Annotated in this window: 22 protein-coding genes and 2 riboswitches; of the genes, 6 read left to right on the forward strand and 16 right to left on the reverse strand. The window is 71.6% G+C overall.

Going from position 1 to position 20,917, the window contains the following annotated elements:
- The first annotated feature begins 31 nt into the window (after window positions 1-31).
- Window positions 32-475: a winged helix-turn-helix transcriptional regulator gene (locus ABWI07_RS01850; RefSeq protein ID WP_149259477.1), complete on the forward strand. Its 444-nt coding sequence runs from the start codon at window positions 32-34 to the stop codon at window positions 473-475.
- A 28-nt stretch (window positions 476-503) separates the two neighbouring features.
- Here the strand turns inward: ABWI07_RS01850 and ABWI07_RS01855 are convergent, their stop codons facing one another.
- From ABWI07_RS01855 to ABWI07_RS01870, 4 genes are read right to left on the reverse strand one after another with little or no spacing between them, the layout of a single operon-like run.
- Window positions 504-1,124 (reverse strand): LysE family translocator, encoded by a 621-nt coding sequence (locus tag ABWI07_RS01855; RefSeq protein ID WP_149259478.1) that lies wholly within the window; start codon window positions 1,122-1,124, stop codon window positions 504-506.
- 60 nt (window positions 1,125-1,184) lie between these two features.
- Window positions 1,185-1,556 (reverse strand): MerR family transcriptional regulator, encoded by a 372-nt coding sequence (locus ABWI07_RS01860; protein ID WP_149259479.1) that lies wholly within the window; start codon window positions 1,554-1,556, stop codon window positions 1,185-1,187.
- 53 nt (window positions 1,557-1,609) lie between these two features.
- Entirely contained in the window at window positions 1,610-2,359 is a 750-nt protein-coding gene (locus tag ABWI07_RS01865; RefSeq protein WP_149259480.1) for an SDR family NAD(P)-dependent oxidoreductase, read from the reverse strand.
- A gap of 50 nt (window positions 2,360-2,409) precedes the next feature.
- Window positions 2,410-2,979, reverse strand: coding sequence for a TetR/AcrR family transcriptional regulator (locus tag ABWI07_RS01870; RefSeq protein WP_149259481.1), 570 nt, complete (start codon window positions 2,977-2,979; stop codon window positions 2,410-2,412).
- Window positions 2,980-3,068: 89 nt separating this feature from the next.
- Between ABWI07_RS01870 and ABWI07_RS01875 the strand changes: the two genes are divergently transcribed.
- A complete protein-coding gene (locus ABWI07_RS01875; RefSeq protein WP_149259482.1) occupies window positions 3,069-3,530 on the forward strand; it encodes a nuclear transport factor 2 family protein in 462 nt (153 codons plus the stop codon).
- A 143-nt stretch (window positions 3,531-3,673) separates the two neighbouring features.
- On the opposite strand, the gene ABWI07_RS01880 is transcribed toward ABWI07_RS01875, so the two are convergent.
- From ABWI07_RS01880 to ABWI07_RS01905, 6 genes are all read right to left on the reverse strand, one after another.
- Window positions 3,674-3,985 carry a hypothetical protein gene (locus tag ABWI07_RS01880; RefSeq protein ID WP_149259483.1) on the reverse strand — a complete coding sequence of 104 codons (312 nt, stop codon included), beginning with the start codon at window positions 3,983-3,985 and terminating at the stop codon, window positions 3,674-3,676.
- 690 nt (window positions 3,986-4,675) lie between these two features.
- The gene (locus tag ABWI07_RS01885) at window positions 4,676-6,049 is read right to left on the reverse strand and encodes an L-serine ammonia-lyase (protein WP_149259484.1); all 1,374 of its coding nucleotides are present in this window, start codon (window positions 6,047-6,049) and stop codon (window positions 4,676-4,678) included.
- A gap of 55 nt (window positions 6,050-6,104) precedes the next feature.
- Complete coding sequence (gene glyA / locus ABWI07_RS01890) at window positions 6,105-7,361, reverse strand: serine hydroxymethyltransferase (RefSeq protein ID WP_353817392.1); 1,257 nt, start codon at window positions 7,359-7,361, stop codon at window positions 6,105-6,107.
- 103 nt (window positions 7,362-7,464) lie between these two features.
- Window positions 7,465-7,854, reverse strand: a complete 390-nt coding sequence (gcvH, locus tag ABWI07_RS01895; RefSeq protein ID WP_149259486.1) for a glycine cleavage system protein GcvH — start codon at window positions 7,852-7,854, stop codon at window positions 7,465-7,467.
- A 73-nt stretch (window positions 7,855-7,927) separates the two neighbouring features.
- Window positions 7,928-9,022: a glycine cleavage system aminomethyltransferase GcvT gene (gcvT, locus tag ABWI07_RS01900; RefSeq protein ID WP_353817393.1), complete on the reverse strand. Its 1,095-nt coding sequence runs from the start codon at window positions 9,020-9,022 to the stop codon at window positions 7,928-7,930.
- 73 nt (window positions 9,023-9,095) lie between these two features.
- A riboswitch (glycine riboswitch) is annotated at window positions 9,096-9,182 on the reverse strand.
- Window positions 9,183-9,186: 4 nt separating this feature from the next.
- A riboswitch (glycine riboswitch) is annotated at window positions 9,187-9,282 on the reverse strand.
- 124 nt (window positions 9,283-9,406) lie between these two features.
- Window positions 9,407-9,763: a hypothetical protein gene (locus ABWI07_RS01905; RefSeq protein WP_353817394.1), complete on the reverse strand. Its 357-nt coding sequence runs from the start codon at window positions 9,761-9,763 to the stop codon at window positions 9,407-9,409.
- 237 nt (window positions 9,764-10,000) lie between these two features.
- On the opposite strand from ABWI07_RS01905, the gene ABWI07_RS01910 reads away from it, so the two are divergent.
- Window positions 10,001-11,299: a M50 family metallopeptidase gene (locus ABWI07_RS01910; protein WP_353817395.1), complete on the forward strand. Its 1,299-nt coding sequence runs from the start codon at window positions 10,001-10,003 to the stop codon at window positions 11,297-11,299.
- Here ABWI07_RS01910 and cds1 read toward each other — a convergent pair.
- Window positions 11,289-12,437, reverse strand: coding sequence for an L-cysteine desulfhydrase Cds1 (cds1, locus tag ABWI07_RS01915; RefSeq protein ID WP_502912774.1), 1,149 nt, complete (start codon window positions 12,435-12,437; stop codon window positions 11,289-11,291). The genes ABWI07_RS01910 and cds1 overlap by 11 nt on opposite strands.
- Window positions 12,438-12,470: 33 nt before the next feature.
- On the opposite strand from cds1, the gene ABWI07_RS01920 reads away from it, so the two are divergent.
- Entirely contained in the window at window positions 12,471-13,670 is a 1,200-nt protein-coding gene (locus ABWI07_RS01920) for a hypothetical protein (protein WP_353817397.1), read from the forward strand.
- A gap of 9 nt (window positions 13,671-13,679) precedes the next feature.
- Here the strand turns inward: ABWI07_RS01920 and ABWI07_RS01925 are convergent, their stop codons facing one another.
- Complete coding sequence (locus ABWI07_RS01925) at window positions 13,680-15,227, reverse strand: ATP-dependent DNA ligase (protein ID WP_353817398.1); 1,548 nt, start codon at window positions 15,225-15,227, stop codon at window positions 13,680-13,682.
- A 120-nt stretch (window positions 15,228-15,347) separates the two neighbouring features.
- Here ABWI07_RS01925 and ABWI07_RS01930 point away from each other — a divergent pair, with 120 nt between their 5' ends.
- Entirely contained in the window at window positions 15,348-16,100 is a 753-nt protein-coding gene (locus ABWI07_RS01930; protein WP_353817400.1) for a hypothetical protein, read from the forward strand.
- 338 nt (window positions 16,101-16,438) lie between these two features.
- Here the strand turns inward: ABWI07_RS01930 and ABWI07_RS01935 are convergent, their stop codons facing one another.
- Genes ABWI07_RS01935 through ABWI07_RS01945 form a run of 3 tightly spaced genes read right to left on the reverse strand, consistent with a single transcriptional unit; the run spans window position 16,439 to window position 19,477 of the window.
- Entirely contained in the window at window positions 16,439-17,410 is a 972-nt protein-coding gene (locus tag ABWI07_RS01935; RefSeq protein WP_149259493.1) for an AurF N-oxygenase family protein, read from the reverse strand.
- 55 nt (window positions 17,411-17,465) lie between these two features.
- Window positions 17,466-18,326, reverse strand: coding sequence for an SDR family NAD(P)-dependent oxidoreductase (locus tag ABWI07_RS01940; RefSeq protein WP_149259494.1), 861 nt, complete (start codon window positions 18,324-18,326; stop codon window positions 17,466-17,468).
- Window positions 18,327-18,370: 44 nt separating this feature from the next.
- Window positions 18,371-19,477, reverse strand: coding sequence for a ferritin-like domain-containing protein (locus ABWI07_RS01945; RefSeq protein WP_149259495.1), 1,107 nt, complete (start codon window positions 19,475-19,477; stop codon window positions 18,371-18,373).
- A 154-nt stretch (window positions 19,478-19,631) separates the two neighbouring features.
- On the opposite strand from ABWI07_RS01945, the gene ABWI07_RS01950 reads away from it, so the two are divergent.
- Complete coding sequence (locus tag ABWI07_RS01950) at window positions 19,632-20,309, forward strand: TetR/AcrR family transcriptional regulator (protein ID WP_149259496.1); 678 nt, start codon at window positions 19,632-19,634, stop codon at window positions 20,307-20,309.
- Here the strand turns inward: ABWI07_RS01950 and ABWI07_RS01955 are convergent.
- Window positions 20,257-20,865: a TetR/AcrR family transcriptional regulator gene (locus tag ABWI07_RS01955; protein ID WP_149259497.1), complete on the reverse strand. Its 609-nt coding sequence runs from the start codon at window positions 20,863-20,865 to the stop codon at window positions 20,257-20,259. The genes ABWI07_RS01950 and ABWI07_RS01955 overlap by 53 nt on opposite strands.
- Window positions 20,866-20,917 lie beyond the last annotated feature (52 nt).

The raw sequence follows: 20,917 nt of genomic DNA on the forward strand, positions 1-20,917 counted from the left end.
GCGCCCGGACCCGGCGGCTAGGCTTCCCGGTATGCCGAAGGACGCCGACCCGCGCGAGTGCTCCATCGCCGACACCCTGGACCTGGTCGGCGAGCGCTGGAGCCTGCTGGCGATCCGGGAGCTGAGCTACGGGGTGCGGCGCTTCGACCAGATCGTCCGCAACACCGGCGCGTCCCGCGACATCCTCACCTCCCGCCTCCGCAAGCTGGAGGCGAACGGCATCGTCCGCCGCGAGCGCTACAGCGACCACCCGGTGCGCCACGAGTACCACCTCACGCCCGCCGGCTGGGAGCTGTGCGACGTCCTGCTCGTGCTGATGGCCTGGGGCGACCGGCACCTGCACCCGGACGACCCGCCCGTCAGCTGGCGGCACTCGTGCGGCGAGACGGTCACCCCCGTGGTCGTCTGCCGCCACTGCGGCACCGAGGCCCGCCGGGGCGCCCACTCGCCCACCGGCCGGGGCGCCCGCGCCTGACCCGCCGTCCGTCCGTCCGGGCGGCGCGTCAGCGCTCCGCGGCCAGGCGGACGCCCAGGCCGATGAAGAGGGCCCCGACCGTGGCGTTGAGCCTGCGGCGGGCGGTGTGCCGGCGGCGCAGCCAGTCCCCGATGCGTCCCGCGAGGACGCCGACCGTGCCGTCCACGAGGAACTCCAGCGCGATCAGGACGGCGCCGAGGATCGCGAACTGCGCCCACACGTGCCCGAGCGCGGGGTCGATGAACTGGGGCAGGAACGCGATGGTGAAGGTGACCATCTTCGGGTTCAGCAGATTGGTCAGCAGCCCGTTGAGGTAGGCCCGCCGCCCCGAGACCCCGGCCGGTTCCACGTCCACGTCCCTGCGGTGCCGCAGGGTCTGGACGCCCAGGTAGATCAGGTAGGCGGCCCCGACCACCCGGACCACCGTGAACGCGACCGGCACCGCCGCGAAGAGCGCGGCCAGCCCGGCCGCGGCCACGGCGACGTGCACCGCCTCGCTCGTCGCGACCCCCGCCGTGGCGAGCAGCCCCGCCCGCGGCCCGCCCCGCATGCCGCATCCGAGGATGAACAGCATGTCGGGGCCGGGGATCACCATGGCGATGATCGAGGTCACGAGGAACACCGCGAGCAGATGCGAGTCGACCGGCATACCGCGATCATCACACGCCCCTGGAGCGGGCGGAACCGGATTGTCCGCGGCGGGTGCGCGTCAGCGGGCCGGTGCGGGGCGTCGCTCGGTCGCCCGGGCCAGGGCGGTCGCGAGGCGGTCGCGGGCCTCGGTCTGGGCCGCGAGGCGCGCGTCGAGGACGGCGAGGCGGTCCATGGCGATCCGGAGGCCCCGCTCGGACGGGGGCGAGGCCGCCACGTCGCCGTCCAGGCAGACCGAGAACGCGCGCACGTCGTCGAGGGTGAGGCCGACGGCGAGCAGCTCCCGGATGTTGCGGACCCGCACGGCCGCGCCCTCGTCGTAGACCCGGTAGCCGTTGCCCGCCCGGCGGGACGTGATCAGGCCCGCCTCCTCGTAGTGCCGCAGCGCGCGCGGCGTCGTCCCGGTGATCCGCGCCAGCTCGCCGATCCGCACCGTCACCACCTCCGGCCCCAGTCCTACCAGGCGCCGGGGCGCCCGCCACCGGTTCAGGCGATCACGGCGCCGCCGTCCACCGCGAGCACGACACCGGTGACGAACGAGGCGCCCGGCGAGGCCAGCCGCGTGATCGCCCACGCGACCTCCTCGGGACGCCCGACGCGTCCGAGCGGGGTGTGCTCGATCTGCCACTGCCGCAGCGCGGCCAGGCGCTCGGCCGACAGCCCCTGGTGCTCGCCCATCGGGGTGGCGACCGCCCCCGGCGCCACGGCGGCCACCCGGATCCCGCGCGGCGCGAGCTCCAGCGCCCAGCTGCGCGTGAGCGTCTCCAGCGCCGACTTCGTCGCGGCGTAGAAGGCGTTGCCCGGCCAGCCCCGCTGCCCGATCGACGTGCTGACGTTGACGACCACCCCGCCGCCGTCCAGCGCCGGCAGCGCCGCCTGGGTCAGCAGGACGGGCGCGACCAGGTTCGTCGCGAGCTGCGGCGCGATCGTCTCCGGGGTGAGGGCCTCCAGCGTCCCGCTCCGGACGATCGCCGCGTTGTTGACCAGCACGTCGAGCCGCCCATGCGCGTCCGTCACCCTGCGGACGATCTCCTCGGCGGCGCCCTCACCGGTGATGTCGGCGGCGAGCGGCTCGATGCCGGGATGGCCCTGCGCGGTCTCGGCCAGCGGCTCGGCCCGCCGCCCCACGGCCACCACCCGCGCGCCCTCGGCTGCGAACATGCGCGCCGTGGCGCGTCCGATCCCGGTCCCGGCCCCGGTGACCAGGACGACCCTGTCCTGCGATTTCGTCTCCATGCCCCCACCCTGGAACCCTGCCGCCAACGGCAAGGTCAACCCCGGCGGAGTTATTGGGCCCCGTCCAGGAGGAGCCGGGCGCCGGTCCGGGCGCGGGCGGCGGCGGTGGGGTCGCCGTGGACGCCGGCGACCACGATCGCGCCCTCGGCGAGCAGGTAGACGGCCTCGGCAGCCGGCGCGGCGACGGGGGAGACCAGGGCGACGACCTGTTCGTGGAACGCCCGCTTGTGGGCCCGCGCCGCGTCCGCGATCGCCGGGGACGACGAGCCGAGTTCCCCGTGGGCGTTGACCCACGCGCAGCCGCGGAAGCCGGGCTCGGCGAACCACTCCCCGAGCCAGTCGAACAGGGCGAGGACCCGCTCCCGGGGGTCGGGCACCGCGTCCAGGTGCGCGGCCAGGCTGCCTCGCCAGCGGCGGTCGCGGCGGTCCAGCATCGCCACGACCAGGGCCTCCTTCGTCGGGAAGAGCCGGTAGATGCGCTTGAGGGGCAGGCCGGCCGCGGTCCGCAGCTCGTCCATGCCCACCGCCTGGACGCCCTGCCGGTAGAAGAGTCGCTCCGCGACGTCCAGCAGCGCCTCGCGGTCGCGCTCCTGCTGCTCCTCGGTGATCGCGGCCGGCATCGGCGCTCCTGGCTTGACGTTGAGAACGGTCGTTCCCTACCTTAGCGGCAATGATGGAGAACGACCGTTCTCAACATGAGGAGGCCTCAATGCCGGAAGACCGTCCGCCTTACCCGCCGTTCACCCTGGAGACCGCGAGGCAGAAGGTCCAGGCGGCCGAGGACGCCTGGAACACCCGCGACCCGCGGCGGGTGGCGCTCGCCTACACGCCCGACTCGGTGTGGCGGAACAGGGATCAGTTCGTCACCGGACGGGAGGAGATCATCGCCTTCCTGACGGCGAAGTGGGAGCGCGAGCTCGACTACGCGCTGCGCAAGAGCCTGTGGGGGTTCCGCGAGAACCGCATGGCCGTCCGGTTCCAGTACGAGTGGCACGACGCCGCCGGCCAGTGGTGGCGCAGCTACGGCAACGAGCTGTGGGAGTTCGACGAGCACGGCCTGATGCGCCGCCGCGAGGCGAGCATCAACGACATCGCGATCCCCGAAACCGCCCGCCGAATCCACGGCCCCCGCCCCCTTGCCGAGCATGGCCTGGACATTCCGCTCCAGTAGCGTTGACGCGGCTGACCGCTGGTCGGGTGCCGGGCCTCTGAAGGCCCGGCACCGGCTTGTCAAAGGAGGCGCCCTCGGAAATCTCCGAAGTCCGCGAGTGCGGTTGGCCGGGCCTCACCCCAAAGGCCCGGCACATGCGAGTGCTACTGCTTTTCTGCCGCGTAGAGCTTGCCTGCGGCGTCGGCCTTGCCCGCGGCGTCGACCTGCGTCACCTTGCAGCTTTTCGCCTCGTACCGCTTGTCGGTGGTGTTACGTGAGCCACCGGAAAAAGCGCCACAGGCGACCATGATCGTTAGGATCAGGGCCGTGCTGGCAAAGAAGGCCATGAAACCTTCGCGGAACCTGTCGCGAAGGGTCGCCTTACCGGCCGGCCTCATATGGCCGATGATGATGCCGACTATCATCCCGGTGAGAACGGCGATGGTAATGTATGAAATTGCTCCTTGGGTATTCACCTTCGTTGAGTTCCTCTTCTCCAGCCGAGAGGTGTTCGATACCGATTCTCGGCTAATTGAAAATAAGGACGGGTTTGATGTGGGCACCCCCAGAGGCGACCGGCTCATCGCGAGGGGTGCGGGTGAGCCGGCCATTGCTCGAACCGTGGCGCCAAGCGAGTCGGCGAGTTCAGCGCAACTTACCGCAGAAAGATCGAGCTCGCCAAACCTCCAGCCACCGCACATTCCGCCCTGACAAAACGGTTGCCAATGGAACAATTTACGTCAAATCGGACCTGGTGGTATGCCGCAAAATTGGACAATGCCGGTCAATATTAAATTTCGCTGTGATCCAATTCATGTCGACCGGTCGGGACTCGGTGCCCGATGTGCGGGATTTGAAGATATTCACCCCTCTCGCCCTAATCTCCAAAAAGAACGATGAGGCGCACGAGTCGGAGAGAATCTCACTCCGCCGTGTTGCTCTCCACTCGATCGAGCAGGCTCGGGACGCTCAGGGCCGGGAGGAGCACTGCCGCCCCGGCGAACGCGCCGCGGGCCGGGAGAATTGCCTCGGGCGACGAGTGGTCGTGGTCTCAGATGCCGCGGGCCTTCGGTCTTGCGCATCTGTGTCCCGGGCGAGGCGGAGGCCTCCCGCTCCCGTGACTTACGAACGGCCTCTCCTGCCCGCTTGCCGGCCTCGTCCCTCCGTCAGCATTCGATGACGTTGACGGCCAGGCCGCCGCGGGAGGTCTCCTTGTACTTGTCGAGCATGTCGCGGCCGGTGTCGCGCATGGTCTTGATGGCCTTGTCGAGGGAGACGAAGTGGCGGCCGTCGCCGCGCAGGGAGATGCGGGCGGCGCTGATGGCCTTGATGGCGCCGACCGCGTTGCGCTCGATGCAGGGCACCTGGACCAGGCCGCCGACGGGGTCGCAGGTCAGGCCCAGGTTGTGCTCGATGCCGATCTCGGCGGCGTTCTCCACCTGCTCGGGGGTGCCGCCGAGGACCTCGGTGAGCCCGGCGGCGGCCATCGAGCAGGCCGAGCCGACCTCGCCCTGGCAGCCGACCTCGGCGCCGGAGATGGAGGCGTTCTGCTTGAACAGCACGCCCATCGCCCCCGCGGTCAGCAGGAACCGCACGACGCCCTCGTCGTCGCACCCCGGGACGAACCGGTCGTAGTAATGCAGGACGGCCGGGATGATGCCCGCGGCGCCGTTGGTGGGGGCGGTGACGATGCGGCCGCCCGCCGCGTTCTCCTCGTTGACGGCGAGGGCGAACAGGGTGACCCAGTCCATCGCGTGGAGCGGGTCGGACGCCTTCTCGGCGGAGAGCTGGCGGTGCAGCTGGGGAGCGCGGCGGCGCACCTTGAGCCCGCCCGGCAGCAGGCCCTCGCGGATGCAGCCCCGGGCGACGCAGGCGCGCATCACCTGCCAGAGTTCGAGCAGGCCGTCGTGGATCTCGGCGGTGGTGCGGCCGAACGCCCGCTCGTTCTCCAGCATGAGCGCGGAGATCGACAGGCCCGTCTCCCGGCAGCGGTCGAGCAGCTCGGCGGCGGTGTCGAAGGGGAGCGGCAGGACGGTGTCGTCGGGCTTGATGCGGTCGGCGCCGGTGGCGTTCTCGTCCACGATGAAGCCGCCGCCCACCGAGTAGTACACCTTGGCGCGCAGCTCCTGGCCCGAGGCGTCCAGGGCCGTGAACCGCATCCCGTTGGGGTGGCCGGGCAGCGACTCCTTGCGTTCGAAGACCAGGTGCTCGTTCACCACGAACGGGACGTCGTGGTCGCCGAACAGGCGCAGGGCCCCGCGCTCGCGGATCGCCGCGAGGCGCTCGTCCACCCGGTCCACGTCGACGAGTTCGGGCTTGTCGCCTTCGAGACCCAGGATGACGGCCTTGTCGGAGCCGTGGCCCTTGCCGGTGAGGCCGAGCGAGCCGTAGAGGGTGACGGCGACGGACGCGGTCTTCTCCAGCAGCCCGTCGCGGTCCAGGCCGCGGGCGAACCGGTGCGCGGCCGCCATCGGACCGCCCGTGTGGGACGACGACGGGCCGATACCGATCTTGAACAGGTCGAAAACGCTGATGGCCATAGCTACCTCGTTGTAGCCGCGCCCCCTCCTCCGGAGAGGAGAGGGCGCCGGAACGTCACAGGTTCGGGTACAGGGGGTGCTCGGCGGCGAGCGCCTTCACCCGCTCCGCGAGCCGGTCCCGGTCGAAGGACGGCTGCAGCGCCAGCGCGATCACGTCCGCGACCTCGGCGAAGTCCTCGGCGGTGAAGCCGCGGGTCGCGAGCGCGGGCGTGCCGATCCGCAGGCCGGAGGTGACCATCGGCGGGCGCGGGTCGTTCGGCACCGCGTTGCGGTTGACCGTGATGCCGATGTCGTGCAGGCGGTCCTCGGCGTCCCGGCCGGTGAGCTCGGAGTCCACCAGGTCGACCAGCACGAGGTGGACGTCCGTCCCGCCGGTGAGCACCTTGACGCCGGCCTTCGCGGAGTCCGCGGCGAGCAGGCGCTCGGCGAGCAGCTTCGCGCCCTCCACGGTGACCGCCTGCCGGGCCCGGAACTCCTCCGACGCGGCGATCTTGAGGGCGACGGCCTTGGCCGCGATCACGTGCTCCAGCGGGCCGCCCTGCATGCCGGGGAACACCGCAGAGTTGATCTTCTTGCCGTACTCCTCGCGGGCGAGGATCAGCCCGCCGCGCGGACCGCCGAGCGTCTTGTGCGTCGTGGTCGTCACGATGTCGGCGTACGGGACGGGCGAGGGGTGCAGCCCCGCCGCGACCAGGCCGGCGAAGTGCGCCATGTCGACCATGAGCAGCGCCCCGACCGAGTCGGCGACCTCCCGGAACTTCGCGAAGTCGAGCTGCCGCGGATACGCCGACCAGCCCGCCACGATCATCTTGGGGCGGTGCTCGGCCGCGAGGGCGGCGACCTCCTCCATGTCGACCAGGCCGTCCTCGGCGCGGACGTGGTAGGGCACCACGTTCAGCACCTTGCCGGAGTAGTTCAGCCGCATCCCGTGCGTGAGGTGCCCGCCGTGCGCGAGGTCGAGCCCGAGGATCGTGTCGCCGGGCTGGAGCAGCGCGAAGTAGACCGCCGTGTTGGCCTGCGCCCCGCTGTGCGGCTGGACGTTCGCGTGCTCGGCGCCGAACAGCGCCTTGGCCCGGTCGATGGCGAGCTGCTCGGTGATGTCGACGAACTCGCAGCCGCCGTAGTAGCGGCGCCCCGGGTACCCCTCGGCGTACTTGTTCGTCAGGACCGACCCCTGCGCCTCCAGCACCGAGACGGGCGCGAAGTTCTCCGACGCGATCATCTCGAGGGTGCCCTGCTGGCGCCGCAGCTCCGCCGTGACGGCCTCGGCGACCTCCGGATCGGCCGTCGCCAGGGAGTCGTACAGACTCATGCTGTGCTCCCCGCGGGCTTCCGGGGCGCCACTTGGCGGCGCCTTCCCTCGTCGCTCGTTCCTCGCTCCTCAGTCCAGGCGCCGCCGCGCCCCTCCAGCCCGCTCATGCTTCCTCGATCAGCTTGTCGTAGGCGGCGGAGTCGAGCAGGTCGCCCGGCTCCTCCGAGATCCGGACCTTGAAGATCCAGCCCTCGCCGTACGGGTCGTCGTTGATGACCTTCGGCTCGTCCACCACCGCGCTGTTGATCGCGGTGATCTCGCCGCTGACGGGGGAGTAGATGTCGCTGACCGACTTGGTCGACTCGACCTCGCCGCACGGCTCGCCCGCCTCGACGGTGTCGCCCTCCGAGGGCTGCAGCTCGATGTAGACGATCTCGCCGAGGGCGTCGGCGGCGTGCGCGGTGATGCCGACCGTGACGATGCCGTCCTCGCCACCGAGGCCCGACACCCACTCGTGCTCCTCGCTGTAGCGGAGCTCCTCCGGAACGCTCACGATCACTTCTCTCTTTCCACTGTGGGGGCGGGGCCCCACACCGCCGGACAACTTGTTCAGGAACGCTTGCAGATCAGGACCGCTTGTAGAACGGCAGGGCCACCACGTCCACCGGCTCGTGCCGGCCTCGGACGTCCACGGCGAGGCCCGTCTCCTCGACGCCGCTGTCGAGGTACGCCATGGCGATCGGCGTGCCCAGTGTGGGCGACGGGGCGCCGCTCGTCACGACCCCGCACGGCGTGCCGCCGGACGTGACGACCTGGTACCCCTTGCGGGGCGCGCGACGCCCCCGCGCGACCAGTCCCACGAGCCTACGGCCCGGAGGGGTCTGCGCCTGCGCCGCCAGGGCGCTCTTCCCCACGAAATCAACGGGCTTGTCCAGCTTCACCACCCGGCCGAGGCCCGCCTCGAACGGCGTCGTCTCGGCGGTCAGCTCGTTCCCGTACAGCGGCATCCCCGCCTCCAGGCGCAGGGTGTCGCGGGCCGACAGCCCCGCCGGGACCACCCCGTCCACCGCCGCGAGCGCCTTCCACAGCGGGACGGCGTCGGACGCGTCGACGAACAGCTCGAACCCGTCCTCGCCCGTGTACCCGGTGCGTGCGACGAGCGCGTCCACGCCGGCGACCCGCCCCGCGAGGATCGCGTAGTACTTCAGGCCGTCCAGCGGCGCGTCGGTGAACCCTTCGAGGATCCCCTGGGAGCGCGGCCCCTGCAGGGCGATCAGCGCGTAGGAGTCGGAGCGGTCGTCCACCGCGGCCTCGAAGCCCGCGGCGCGCTCGACGAGGGCGTCCCGCACGACGGCGGCGTTCGCCGCGTTCGCGACCACCATCCACGTCTCGTCCGCCAGCCGGTAGACGATCAGGTCGTCCAGGACGCCGCCGTCCTGCCCGCAGATCATCGTGTAGCGGGCCTTGCCCACCGGCATCGGCGACAGGTTCCCGACCAGCGCGTAGTCGAGCGCGGCGCCCGCGCCCGGACCGGAGAGGAAGATCTCCCCCATGTGCGACAGGTCGAACAGCCCGGCACCGGTCCGGACGGCCTGGTGCTCGGCGGTCTCGCTCGCATAGCGGAGCGGCATCAGATAGCCGGCGAAGTCGACGAGATTCGCGCCGAGGTCCTCGTGGACGTCGTGCAGCGGCGTCTTCTTCGCGGTCTTGTCGGCGGACATGGGTTCGGCTCCTTCGTCACGGGCGCGCGTGGTCCATCGTCCCACTCGCGCACCGGGCGTATCGGTGCCTCCCCCTCTGTCATCGGCGCCTGAGAGCTTCACCCGCCGCGCGGCGGGCTTTCACCTTCGGCGGGGGACCGGGGTCCCCGCTTTCCAGAGGTCGCCTGGCCCGTGCGGTCCGTGGGCCTGAGAGGTTCCGGGGAGGATTTGCTCCTTCGGCGTCCCAAGCCGGATGCAAGGGACTCTCCCGCACGGGATCATCAGCTGTCGAAAGAGATTAGCAGTGTTCCTGGCGTTTCCCCAGGGCCCGCGCCTGGGGAAACGCGTGTCCCGAGTGCGCTGCCGGGGGTGCACTCGGGACGTCCTGGGGCCTGCGTGCCGGTGTCAGTTGGGGGATGTGCTGGGTGGGGGCGACATCGACTTCACGCAGGTTTGGAGGGCGGCCTTGATCTTTTGGAGTTCGTCCGGGGCGGGGGATCTCGTGGGGTTGGGGGTGGGCATCTCCACGCCTTGCTTGTGCATGCAGTCGTTGAAGGCCTTGACCGCCTTCGACTGTGCCGGAGGGAGGGGCGTGGCCTCCTTGCCCGTTCCCTGCTCGGGGGTGGACGGAGCCGGGGACGCGGCGGTCGGGGCCGGGGAGTTCGACGTGCCCGCTGCCTGGCCGCCCTCGTCGGAGCCCCCGCAGCCGGCCAGGGGCAGGGCCAGGGCCAGGGCGAGTACCGCTACATGACCGCGCTTCAAGGTGGGAACCTCCGTCGACCGGGGTGGGAGCGCCCATGATGCGGGGTCGGCGGTACCTGCGGATACGCATCCTCATGCCAATGCCGCGCGGGCGGGTTAGCACCTCGGCGCAAAGGAGCGGGGTTGTGCGGGTTCTTCGTTCGCTTCAACCGGATCGGGGGCCGTAACGTACTCTGAATTGGTCGCTGGAGATCAACCCCGGGCACGGGGTAACACGGACCCGGAGGGGCACGCCGCATGGTCTACTACCTGGCTGGAGCCTTGATCCTCTTCTTCGGGCTGCTGGTCTCCATCGCGCTGCACGAGCTCGGGCACTTCTCGTTCGCCAAGCTGTTCAAGGTGCGGACCACCCAGTTCATGGTCGGGTTCGGGCCCACGATGTGGTCGAAGCGCAAGGGCGAGACCGAGTACGGCGTCAAGTGGATCCCGCTCGGCGGCTACATCCGCATGATCGGCATGCTGCCGCCGCGCAAGGGCGACGCCCCGGGGCAGGTGCGGCGGATCAGCACCGGGCCGTGGCAGGGGCTGATCGAGTCCGCGCGCGGCGCCGCGCTGGAGGAGGTCGGGCCGGGCGACGAGAACCGCGTGTTCTACGCCAAGAAGTGGTGGCAGAAGCTGCTCATCATGTTCGGCGGGCCCGCGATGAACCTGCTGCTGTCGGTGCTGTTCTTCGCGATCCTGCTGATGGGCATCGGCACCAACCAGCCGCAGCCGGTGATCAAGGAGGTCGCCGAGTGCATGGTGCCGGCCAGCGCCAACGTCACCGCGTGCCCGGCGAGCGCGGCGCCGACGCCCGCGCGGCAGGTCGGGCTCCGGCCCGGTGACCGGATCGTGTCGTTCGACGGCAGGAAGGTCGACGACTACGGGGAGCTCCAGCGGCTGATCCGCGACGACGGCGGCAAGACCGTCCCGATGACCGTCCGGCGCGGCGGCCAGGACGTGCGGCTGAACGTCCCGATCACCCGCAACCAGATGTACGACCTCGAGGACGAGAACAAGGTCGTCAACGTCGGCTTCCTCGGCATCACGCCGACCAGCGCGATCGAGCGGCAGGGGCCCGGGGCGGTCGCGAGCACGATGGGCGACCTGACCGCGCGGACCGCGGGCGCGCTGGTGCGGATGCCGCAGAAGATGGTCGGCGTGTGGAACGCCGCCTTCGGCGGTGAGAAGCGCGACCCGAACGGCCCGATCGGCGTCGTCGGCGTCAGCCGGATCGGCGGCGAGGTCGCCGCGTCCGACGATCTCACCGGCACCCAGAAGGTCTCCTTCTTCGTGATGCTGCTCGGCTCGCTGAACCTCGCGGTCGGGCTGTTCAACCTCATCCCGCTGCTGCCGCTGGACGGCGGGCACATCGCAGGCGCCCTGCTGGAGGCGGTCAAGAAGGCGTTCGCCAGGATCTTCCGCCGCCCCGACCCGGGCTACGTGGACGTCGCCAAGGCGCTGCCGGTGACGTACGTGATGGCGGCCGTCCTGATCATCATGGGCGGCCTGCTCATCTACGCCGACCTGTTCAACCCGATCCGCGTCACGGGGTGACGTCCGGCATCGTGCCGGTCTTGAGGAAGCCGTCCAGCGCGGCCCGGTAGGGGGCGATGTCGATGCCCCGCTCCGCGAGCCACGCGTCCGACCCGTAGGTGCCGGCGTAGCGCTCGCCGCCGTCGCACAGGAGCGTGACGACGCTGCCGCGCTCCCCGCGCGCCCGCATCTGCGCGATCAGCTCCGCCGCGCCCCACATGTTCGTGCCGGTGGAGCCGCCGACGCTGCGGCCGCCGACCTCGCTGGTCCAGCGCATCGCCGCGACGGACGCCGCGTCCGGCACCCGGATCATCCGGTCGATCACGGTGGGCAGGAACGACGGCTCGACGCGCGGGCGGCCGATGCCCTCGATCCGCGAGCCCGCCGCCGTCCGCTCGGGGTCCCCGTCGCAGAAGGAGCCGTAGAACGCCGACCCCTCCGGGTCGACGACCGCGAGCCGCGTCTGGAACATCCGGTACCGGACGTACCGGCCGATCGTCGCGGACGTCCCGCCGGTGCCCGCGCCGACCACGATCCAGGACGGCTCGGGGAAGCGCTCCAGCCGCATCTGCTCGAAGATCGACTCGGCGATGTTGTTGTTGCCGCGCCAGTCCGTCGCCCGCTCGGCGAAGGTGAACTGGTCCATGAAGTGGCCGCCGCACTCGGCCGCGAGCCGCCGCGACTCCTCGTAGATCGCCGAAGGGTCGTCCACAAGGTGGCAGCGGCCGCCGTGGAACTCGATGAGCTGGATCTTCTCCGGGCTGGTGGTGGCCGGCATGACCGCGACGAAGGGCAGGCCGAGCAGCCGCGCGAAGTACGCCTCCGACACGGCGGTGGACCCGCTGGACGCCTCGATGATCGTCGTGTCCTGGCGGATCCAGCCGTTCGCCAGCCCGTACAGGAACAGCGAACGCGCGAGCCGGTGCTTCAGTGAACCCGTGGGGTGGACGGACTCGTCCTTCAGGTAGAGGTCGATGCCCCACTCCGGGGGCAGCGGGAAGACGTGCAGGTGCGTGTCGGCGCTGCGGTTGGCGTCGGCCTCCACCAGCCGGACCGCCTCGGCGATCCACGCCCGGTACCCGGGATCGCAGCGGTCCACGATACGGCTCACGGCGGTGCTCCTCTTGATCGTCGGCAGGGTCCCACGATATCCGCGCATGTCAGGGTGCATCATTGAGATGGCGGGGGGCAGATGATCGAGATGTTCGACGAACGCATCGTGGCGACCGGGCGGCTTCCGCTGTTCGGTTTCTTCGTCGCGTTCATGGTCACTTTCGTGCTGACGCGGGTGAACGTCCGGCTGATCCGCGCCAACGTGCGCTGGTGGTTCCGGAACGTGGCCGTCGGCGACGTGCACATCCACCACGTCGTGTTCGGCGTCGTGCTGATGCTGGTGGGCGGGGTGGCGAGCCTCGCCGTCCCGGACGCCTACGTCGGCCTCGACCTCGCGGCGGCGGTGGTGTTCGGGATGGGCTCCGCCCTCGTCCTGGACGAGTTCGCGCTGATCCTGCACCTCAGCGACGTCTACTGGACGGAGAAGGGCCGGGCGTCCGTCGACGCCGTGTTCGTCGCCATGGCGGTGACCGGGCTGCTCCTGCTCGGCATCCGCCCCCTCGGCTACGAGGGCATCGCGCCCGACCCGGGCACCGGGCTGATCACCCGCGTCTACGTCGCCTCCCTGGCCGTCAACCTCGTGCTCGCCGTGATCACGCTGCTCAAGGGCAAGATCTGGACGGGCCTGCTCGGGCTGTTCGTGCCCGCGCTGCTGATCTTCGGCGCGATCCGGGTGGCGCGGCCCGGCTCGCCCTGGTCGCGCTGGCGCTACGACCCCGACTCGCGCCGCTACCAGCGGGCCGTCCGGCGCGAGAAGCGGCTCAGGCGGCCGCTGATCCAGGCCAAGATCTGGGTGCAGGAGTTCATCGCGGGCCGGCACGACCTCATCCCGCCCGAGCTGCTGCAGCGCCGCGCCGACGTCGCCGAGCGGGCCCGCCGCCGCAGGATGGCCCGCGCCGCCGCGCGCGCCGAGCGCCGGGCCGAGCGCCGCGCCGAACGCGGCCGGGCGCGCCGGTCCGAGCGCAGGTCGGCGCGCCGCGCGGCCGTCCGGGCCGAGCAGGAGGCCGCCGCCCGCGCCGAGCGGGGCGCCGTGGCCCGCGCGCGCCGGGAGGCCGCCGCCCGCGCTCGCCGCCGCGCTCTGCCGCGTGTGCGGGGACGGACCGGGTCGCGGATCCGTGACCGCGCCGCGTCCACCCGGCGGGCCCGCGGCCGCGCCCGCGAAGAGGAACAGCCGCCCAGGGGCACGCCCTTCAGGGGAGCCCCGTCAAGGGGAGCCCCGTCGCGGGGAGCGTCGGCTGGGGAGGCGCCGCCCGCGGAGACGACCGAGCTGCGCCCCTGACGGGGTCGCTCAGTCCATGACGGGGGCGACGGCCCGGACGGTGTCGATCGTGTCGGCCTCGGCGGCCGACTTGTCGGGCCGGTACCGCAGGACGCGGGCGAACCGCAGCGCGATGCCGCCGGGGTAGCGGGGGCTGTGCTGCACGCCGTCGAACGCGATCTCGACGACCAGTTCGGGCCGGACGTGCACGGTCCACGAGTCCTCGCGCACGGCCAGCTCGCGGAGCCGCTTCGTCTGCCAGGCGAGCAGCTCGTCGGTGAGCCCCTTGAACGTCTTGCCGAGCATGACGAAGCCGCCGGTCTCGGGGTCGCGGGCGCCGAGGTGCAGGTTGGACAGCAGGCCCTGGCGGCGGCCGTGCCCCCACTCGACGGCGAGGACGACGAGGTCGAGGGTGTGCCGGGGCTTCACCTTGATCCAGCCGGCGCCGCGCCGCCCGGCCGTGTACGGGGTGTCGAGGGCCTTGACCACGACGCCCTCGTGGCCGCGCGCGACGGCCTCGTCGAAGACCTCCTTGGCCCGCGCGGGGTCGCCGGTGACCACCCGGGGCATCCGCAGCTCCTCGGGGACGACCCGGGCGAGCGCCTCGTACCGCTCGGCCCCGGGCGCGTCGAGCAGGTTCTCGCCGCGCGCGTCGCCCTCGGCCTCCACGAGGTGCAGCACGTCGAACAGGAAGACGGCCAGCGGCACGGGCTCGGTGCCCTTCGCCGTGCGGGTCGCGGTGCGGGCGGAGGTGACCTGGAAGGGGTGGGGACGGCCGTCCGGGCGCAGGGCGATCAGCTCGCCGTCGAACACCGCCGCCCGGACGGGCAGCCCGCGCACCGCCTCCACGACCTCGGGGAGCCGTGAGGTGATCTCGTCCAGCGTCCGGGTGAACACCCGGACCTCGCCGCCGGACACGTGCACCTGCGCGCGGATGCCGTCGAGCTTCCACTCCACGGCCGCCTCGGCCTTGAGCTTGGCGAACGCCTCGTCGACCGACGGCGCGGCGGCGGCCAGCATCGGCTTGACCGGCCGCCCGACCTCCAGCGCGAACCCGCGCAGCCCTTCCACGCCCTCGGCCAGGGCGGTCGTCGCGACCGGGCCGAGCGAGCCCCGCAGCATGAACGCGCGCCGGACCTCGGCGGAGGGCACCCCGGCCGCCGACGCGATCGCCTCGGCCATCACCCCGTCCAGCGCGCCCTGCCGCAGCTCGCCCGCCAGCAGCCTGATGAGGAAGTCCTGCTCGGGGGCGGTGGCGCGGCCGAACAGCGCCGCGAGCAGCTCGCGCCGCCGCGCGACGGACCCGGGCCCGGACACGGCGCCGATCTCACCGAACGCCGCGTCGACCTCGGGCACCGTCAGGGACGGCCCGGCGGCGGGCGGCGGCACGTCCCGCAGCGCGGCGTAGCCCACCCCGATCTGGCGTTGCGGCAGCTCACCGGACAGGTAGGCGACCACGGTCGCGGCCTCGCCCGGATCGGCCGCGCGCAGGCACTCCGCGAGCGCGGATACCTTGGCCTTGCGGCCCGAGGTGCCCGCGACCGCCTCCGAGGTCCGCGCGATGTCCGCTATCAGCATCCCCTCATTGTGACCACCGGGCCTGACAGTCGGCACCGCCCGGGGCCCTGGTCAGGCGCCGCGGCCCTGGTTACGTTGGCGGATGCGGGCCGATCGACGAGACGGAGTGAGGAGCGCGGCGTGGGCCTTCGGCGTCCGGTCGAACCGTTCCACCGGCCGTACTCGGGGCCGGAGCCGCCGCAGCCGGGGCGCCGGCCGCGCAGGCTGATCGCGCTGCTGGCGGCGGCGGTGGCGCTCGCCGCGGCGGCGGTCGCGGTGGTCCTGGTCGTGTCCGGGCAGCGGGACGAGGCGGCGGCCCCGCGGCGGACGCCGCCGGACGGCCGGTCGCAGCCGCCGCCGGGCAGCGCCGGCGGGTCGCCGGCCCCGGCGCAGCGGGTGATCAGCGCGCTCCCGGCGCCGTGCGGGACGGTCGCGGCGAGCACGGTCGAGCGGGCCGTCCCGAAGGCGACGCGGCGGCAGAGCGCGAACTCGACGCTCACCACGTGCACCTACTCCTCGACCGGCTCGGCGTTCCGCTGGCTGCGCGTCGAGGCGCACCTGTACGCGCCGGGCGACACCGCCACCCCCGTCCAGGACGCCGAGGGCTACTACGACGCGCAGTGGGCGCAGGCGCACGACGCCCCGCTCGTGCGGACCGTCACCCTGGAGCGCCAGCAGGGCATCGGAGACGAGGCGTACCGCTGGTTCAAGACCGACGAGGGGCAGCCGACCGTGGTCGGGCAGGTCACGGCCCGCGTCCGCAACGCGGTCTTCACGGTCAGCTACAGCGAGCAGGCGCCGCGCGGCGGACGGCGGGACGCGCGCGAGCGGGCCTGCCTCGACACCGCCGCGGCCGTCGCCCGCGAAGTCCTCACCGCACTAAATCATTTCTGACCTGAATCGGCCGATCATGGCATCGCTTCTGTCAACACCTTCTAAGGTGAGGCGGTAAAGGGGAGGGGCGTGCCGATCGAGCTCCCGCGCCAGTCGAAGATCGGTTGCGCCGCAATGCGCGGGGAGGAGGCGTTCGACGACGTGACCATGCCATCGCTAGGAGTGTCCTGGGTGCGCAATACCCGGGTCTAGCTGCCCTTATTCGTCGACGGGCCGCGGAGTGGTCCCCGCTCCGCGGCCCTTTTTCATGCCCGCACAAGGACCAATGCCCCGCCATTTGTGAACCATTTTCTAATACTCGGTTCGACGATGAGACAAATGGCCGCCCGGCGTCCCGCTCACCGCTCCAGGAGGCCCGCCCGGATCCACACTTCGCGCGCCCGGCCGTCCAGGAAACCGACCTCGTCCAAGAACGCGGTGCATTTGCGGAACGCCCACGCCATCGTGGCGCGGCGGTGCGGGCTGCGCGCGGCCACGCGCCGCGCCAGCCGCGGGTCCAGCCCCACCGCCGTGTAGCAGGACGGGTGGATGACCTGCGTGGTCATCAGCCGCGTCGCCTGCGCCATCCCGTAGGCCGCCATCCGCCGCCGGACCGCGGGGACCTCCGCGACCAGCCGCTTCAGCTCCTCCCGCGCGTACCTGATGTGCCGGGCCTCCTCGACCACGTGGATCCGGGTGACCTGCCGGATCACCGGCTGGATCTCCTCGTCGGGGAACGTCAGCCGCTGGAACGCGTCGGTGAACTCCTCCACGATCAGCGTCCCGGCGAACATCGGCATCGGGTCGTACACGGCCCCGTACAGCTTGGCGAGGTGGAACTCCAGCGCCCGGGGCCGGTGGGTGCGCAGCCCGCAGGTGCGCACCATCCGGCCGAACATCTTCGAGTGGCGGCACTCGTCGGCGATCTCCGTCAGCGCGTACGCCACGTGGTCGCTGTCGTAGCGGTGCCGGTAGGCGTGCATCACCAGCGACTGCATCAGCAGCATCTCCGACCAGATGCCGAACGAGGCGATGCTGCACATCTCCCGCTTGGTCAGCTCCACCCGCTGCCGGTGCGTCAGCCCGTCCCAGAGCGGCGTCTCGTAGATCGAGGTGAGCTGCGGCGGGAGGTAGAACATGTCCGGGTCCTGCGGGGCGTCCCAGTCGACGTCCACGTCCGGATCGAAGGAGTGCTTGCGGGACGCGCGCAGCAGCCGCTCGGCGACCACCTCCCGGTGGGTCAGCTCCAGCGTGTGGTCGCCGTCGCCGCACCGGATCCGCGCCGTCCAGTTCCGGGGACGGCCGTCGCTCAACAGGACGTCGGGGGGCATCGATCCTTCTCCTCTCACCGCGTGGAGAGTCGGGGGGCCGCGCCCGGAGGGGACGCTAACCCCGGGCGGGAATCCTGGCCAGGAGGCGCAGGGAGGCGGGGGAGACCCTGGACAGGGCGTGCAGGAGGTGCCCCTCGGCGTTGACGGGCACGACGGGCTTGTTCTTGATGATGGCGTGGACGACCCGCTCGGCGACCTTCTCCGGCGGGTAGTTGCGCAGCTTGATGGCCCGCTGGCCGCGGCTGCGCAGCCGTGCGCGGGCCTCGGCGTCGCCCTCCAGGTGGATCGCGTTGTCGACGATGCTGGTGCTGACGAAGCCGGGGCAGACCGCCGTCACGCCGATGCGCGAGCCCGCCAGTTCGGCGCGCAGGCATTCGCTGAGCATGAGGACGGCGGCCTTGGTCGTGCAGTAGGCGGGCATCGCGCGCCACGGGGCGAACGCGGCGGCGGACGCGATGTTGACGATGTGGCCGCCGAAGTTCGGCTTGTCGGGCTTGTTGGGCAGGGCGTGCACGCGGTCGCGCATCTGGCGGCCGAACAGACGGCAGCCGTGGACGACGCCCCACAGGTTCACGCCGAGGATGCGCTCCCAGTCCTCGACGCCGGTGTCGAGGAAGGGGCCGGTGACCGCGATGCCCGCGTTGTTGACGACGATGTCGGGGACGCGGTGGGTCTCCTTCACCCGCGCGGCGAACTCCTCCATCGCGGCTTCGTCGGCCACGTCCACCTGGTAGGCGGTGCCGCCCGCGCCGAGCGTCTTGGCGAGGGAGACCGTGCGCTCGGCCGCGGGCAGGTCGATGTCCGCCGCGACGACGGTGGCGCCGTTCTCGGCCAGGGCGAGGGCGACGGCCCGGCCGATGCCGCTGCCGGCTCCGGTGACGACGGCGAGCGCTCCGTCGAAGTGCGCGAGGGGCATCCAGACCTCCGAGGTGTGCGGCGGATCGAATGATCTGAACTTACTCAGCCCGCCGCCGCGTCGGCGATGACCCCGTCCACCTCGGCCTTGCGGACGGCCTCCTCGGCGGCGAACCGCTCGGCGTCGACCTTCTCGGCGATCTCCTCGTCCTGGTGCATGAGGGCGTCGAGGTCGGCCTTGGACATGTCCAGGACGCCCATGTCGTCATAGGCGCGCCGGATGCGGTCGCTCCACAGCCCGATGTCCTTCACGCACGGCACGATGCGGCTGAACAGCAGGCTCTGGAACATCCGCATGTACGGGGAGTTCTCGACCATCTCGTCGACCTCCTTCGGGTCGATGCCGAAGTTGGTCCAGATCTCCCGGCCGCGGATGCGGTCGCGCATCAGGTAGCAGCCCTCGATGACGAAGTCCTCGCGCTCGCGCAGTTCCGCGGGCGAAAGCTGCTTGTAGTAGTCGCGCAGAGCCAGCCGCCCGAACGCGACGTGGCGCGCCTCGTCCTGCATGACGTAGGCGAGGATCTGCTTGGGCAGCGGCTTGGTGGTGATGTCGCGGATGACGCCGAACGCGGCGAGCGCCAGGCCCTCGATGAGCACCTGCATGCCGAGGTAGGGCATGTCCCAGCGCGAGTCGGTGAGGGTCTCGTCCAGCAGGTCCTGCAGCTTGGTGTTGATCGGGTAGACCATCCCGACCTTCTCGTGCAGGAACCGCGCGAACAGCTCGACGTGGCGGGCCTCGTCCATCGTCTGGGTGGCGGAGTAGAACTTGGAGTCGAGGTCCGGCACCGACTCCACGATCCGGGCGGCGGTGACCATCGCGCCCTGCTCGCCGTGCATGAACTGGGAGAACTGCCACGACGTGGAGTGCTGCCGCAGTTCGCCGCGCTCCTTCTCCGACAGCCTGTCCCAGTACTTCGTCCCGTAGATGGCGAGGGACTGGTCGGGCACGCCGAGCACGTCGTGCGGATCGACCTCCAGGTCCCAGTCGATGCGCTTGACCGAGTCCCACTGCTTGTCCTTGCCCTTCTGGTAGAGGGCGAGGAGGCGGTCGCGGCCGTCGTCGTACTCCCAGGTGAACCTGGCGTCGCCGGCCATCGGCACGGTCCAGGCGCCGGACTGGACGGGATCGGTGTAGAGGTCGTGGGTCGACATGGGCGTCCTCCCCGAGCGCGGACACGGGCCGCGCGCCGATACGTACGATGCCGCGGCTCACGGAGCCGATACGTACGGTGTACGTCTCACGTACGGTGTACGTACCGTGTCATGGGACACTTATCGCTGTCAACGGCGAGGAGGAGCGCGAGCGATGGCGAGGCGTGTGACGTCCGACACCCCGCGGCCGGGGCTGACCCGGGCGCGCATCGTGCAGGCGGCGGTCGAGATGATCGAGCGCGAGGGCGCGGACGCGCTGTCGATGCGCCGGGTCGCCGCCGAGCTGGACGTCGCCGTGATGTCGCTCTACAACCACGTCCCCAACAAGGAGGCGCTGCTGGAGGGCGTGGCCGAGCACGTGGTCGCGGGCCTGGAACTTCCCGACGACCCGTCCGAGCGGTGGCAGGAGCGCGCGCGTGCCCTCGTCCGGGCGTTCCGGAAGGTCGCCCACGACAATCCGCGCTGCATGTCGATCGTCCTGACCCACAAGGTCGACACTCCGGTCGGGCTGCGGCCGGCCGAGCGCGCCCTTGCGCTCGCCGACGCGGCCGGGTTCGACGGCGAGACGGCCGTGCGCATCATGCGGGCGCTCATCGCCTACGCGCTCGGCGCCCAGATGCGCGAGATCGGCATGGCGAAGATGCTGGGGCACCTCGCCGAGAACGGCGCCGAGTCGTGGACCCGCCTCGACCCGGAGGAGTTCCCGCACGTGCTCGCCTACGGCCCCGCGCTGGCCGACGTCGACCCCGAGACCGACTTCGAGTTCGGCCTCGACCTGCTCATCGGGGCGCTGGACGCGCTTCCCCGGCGGCGGGCGCGAGATAGGGACTGAGGCCGTTCCAGCAGAAGTCCGTCATGTACCGGGCCGCGTCCTCCGCCGACACGTCGGGGCGGCTCGTCTGCCACAGCGCCATCCGCTCGCTCGCGCCCATGATGATCTGCGTGTACGCCTCGACGACCCCGTCCGGCGCGGCCGGCGCGAACGTGCGGAGCACCCCCGCGATGAGCGAGCTCTGCTGCCGCCGCGTCTCGTCGACGGCCTGGACGGCGTCCGGGGTGGCGGCCGTCGGCTCGCGCAGCAGCATCGCGAACGACCTGCTGTGCTCGTCGATGAACCGGAAGTAGGCGACCATCCCCCGCCACAGGATGTCCTCGGGGGTGGTGGCGCCCGCCATCGCCTTCTGGGTGGCCTCGAACAGCTCGGCCTTGGAGCGGCTCACGCACGCCACGAGCAGGCCGTCCTTCGAGCCGAAGTACTCGTAGAGCATCGGCTTGGAGACGCCGCAGCGCTCGGCGATCTCATCCATGGAGGCGGCCTGGTAGCCGCGCTCGCCGAACACCCGCTCCGCCACGTCCAGCATCTGCTGCTCGCGCTCGGCGCGCGACATGCGGCGCCTGCGGGTAGGGGGTGTGGCGGCACTCACAGGAGATTCCCCTCTG

Source organism: Actinomadura sp. NPDC000600 (assembly GCF_040492135.1).
GTDB lineage: Bacteria > Actinomycetota > Actinomycetes > Streptosporangiales > Streptosporangiaceae > Spirillospora.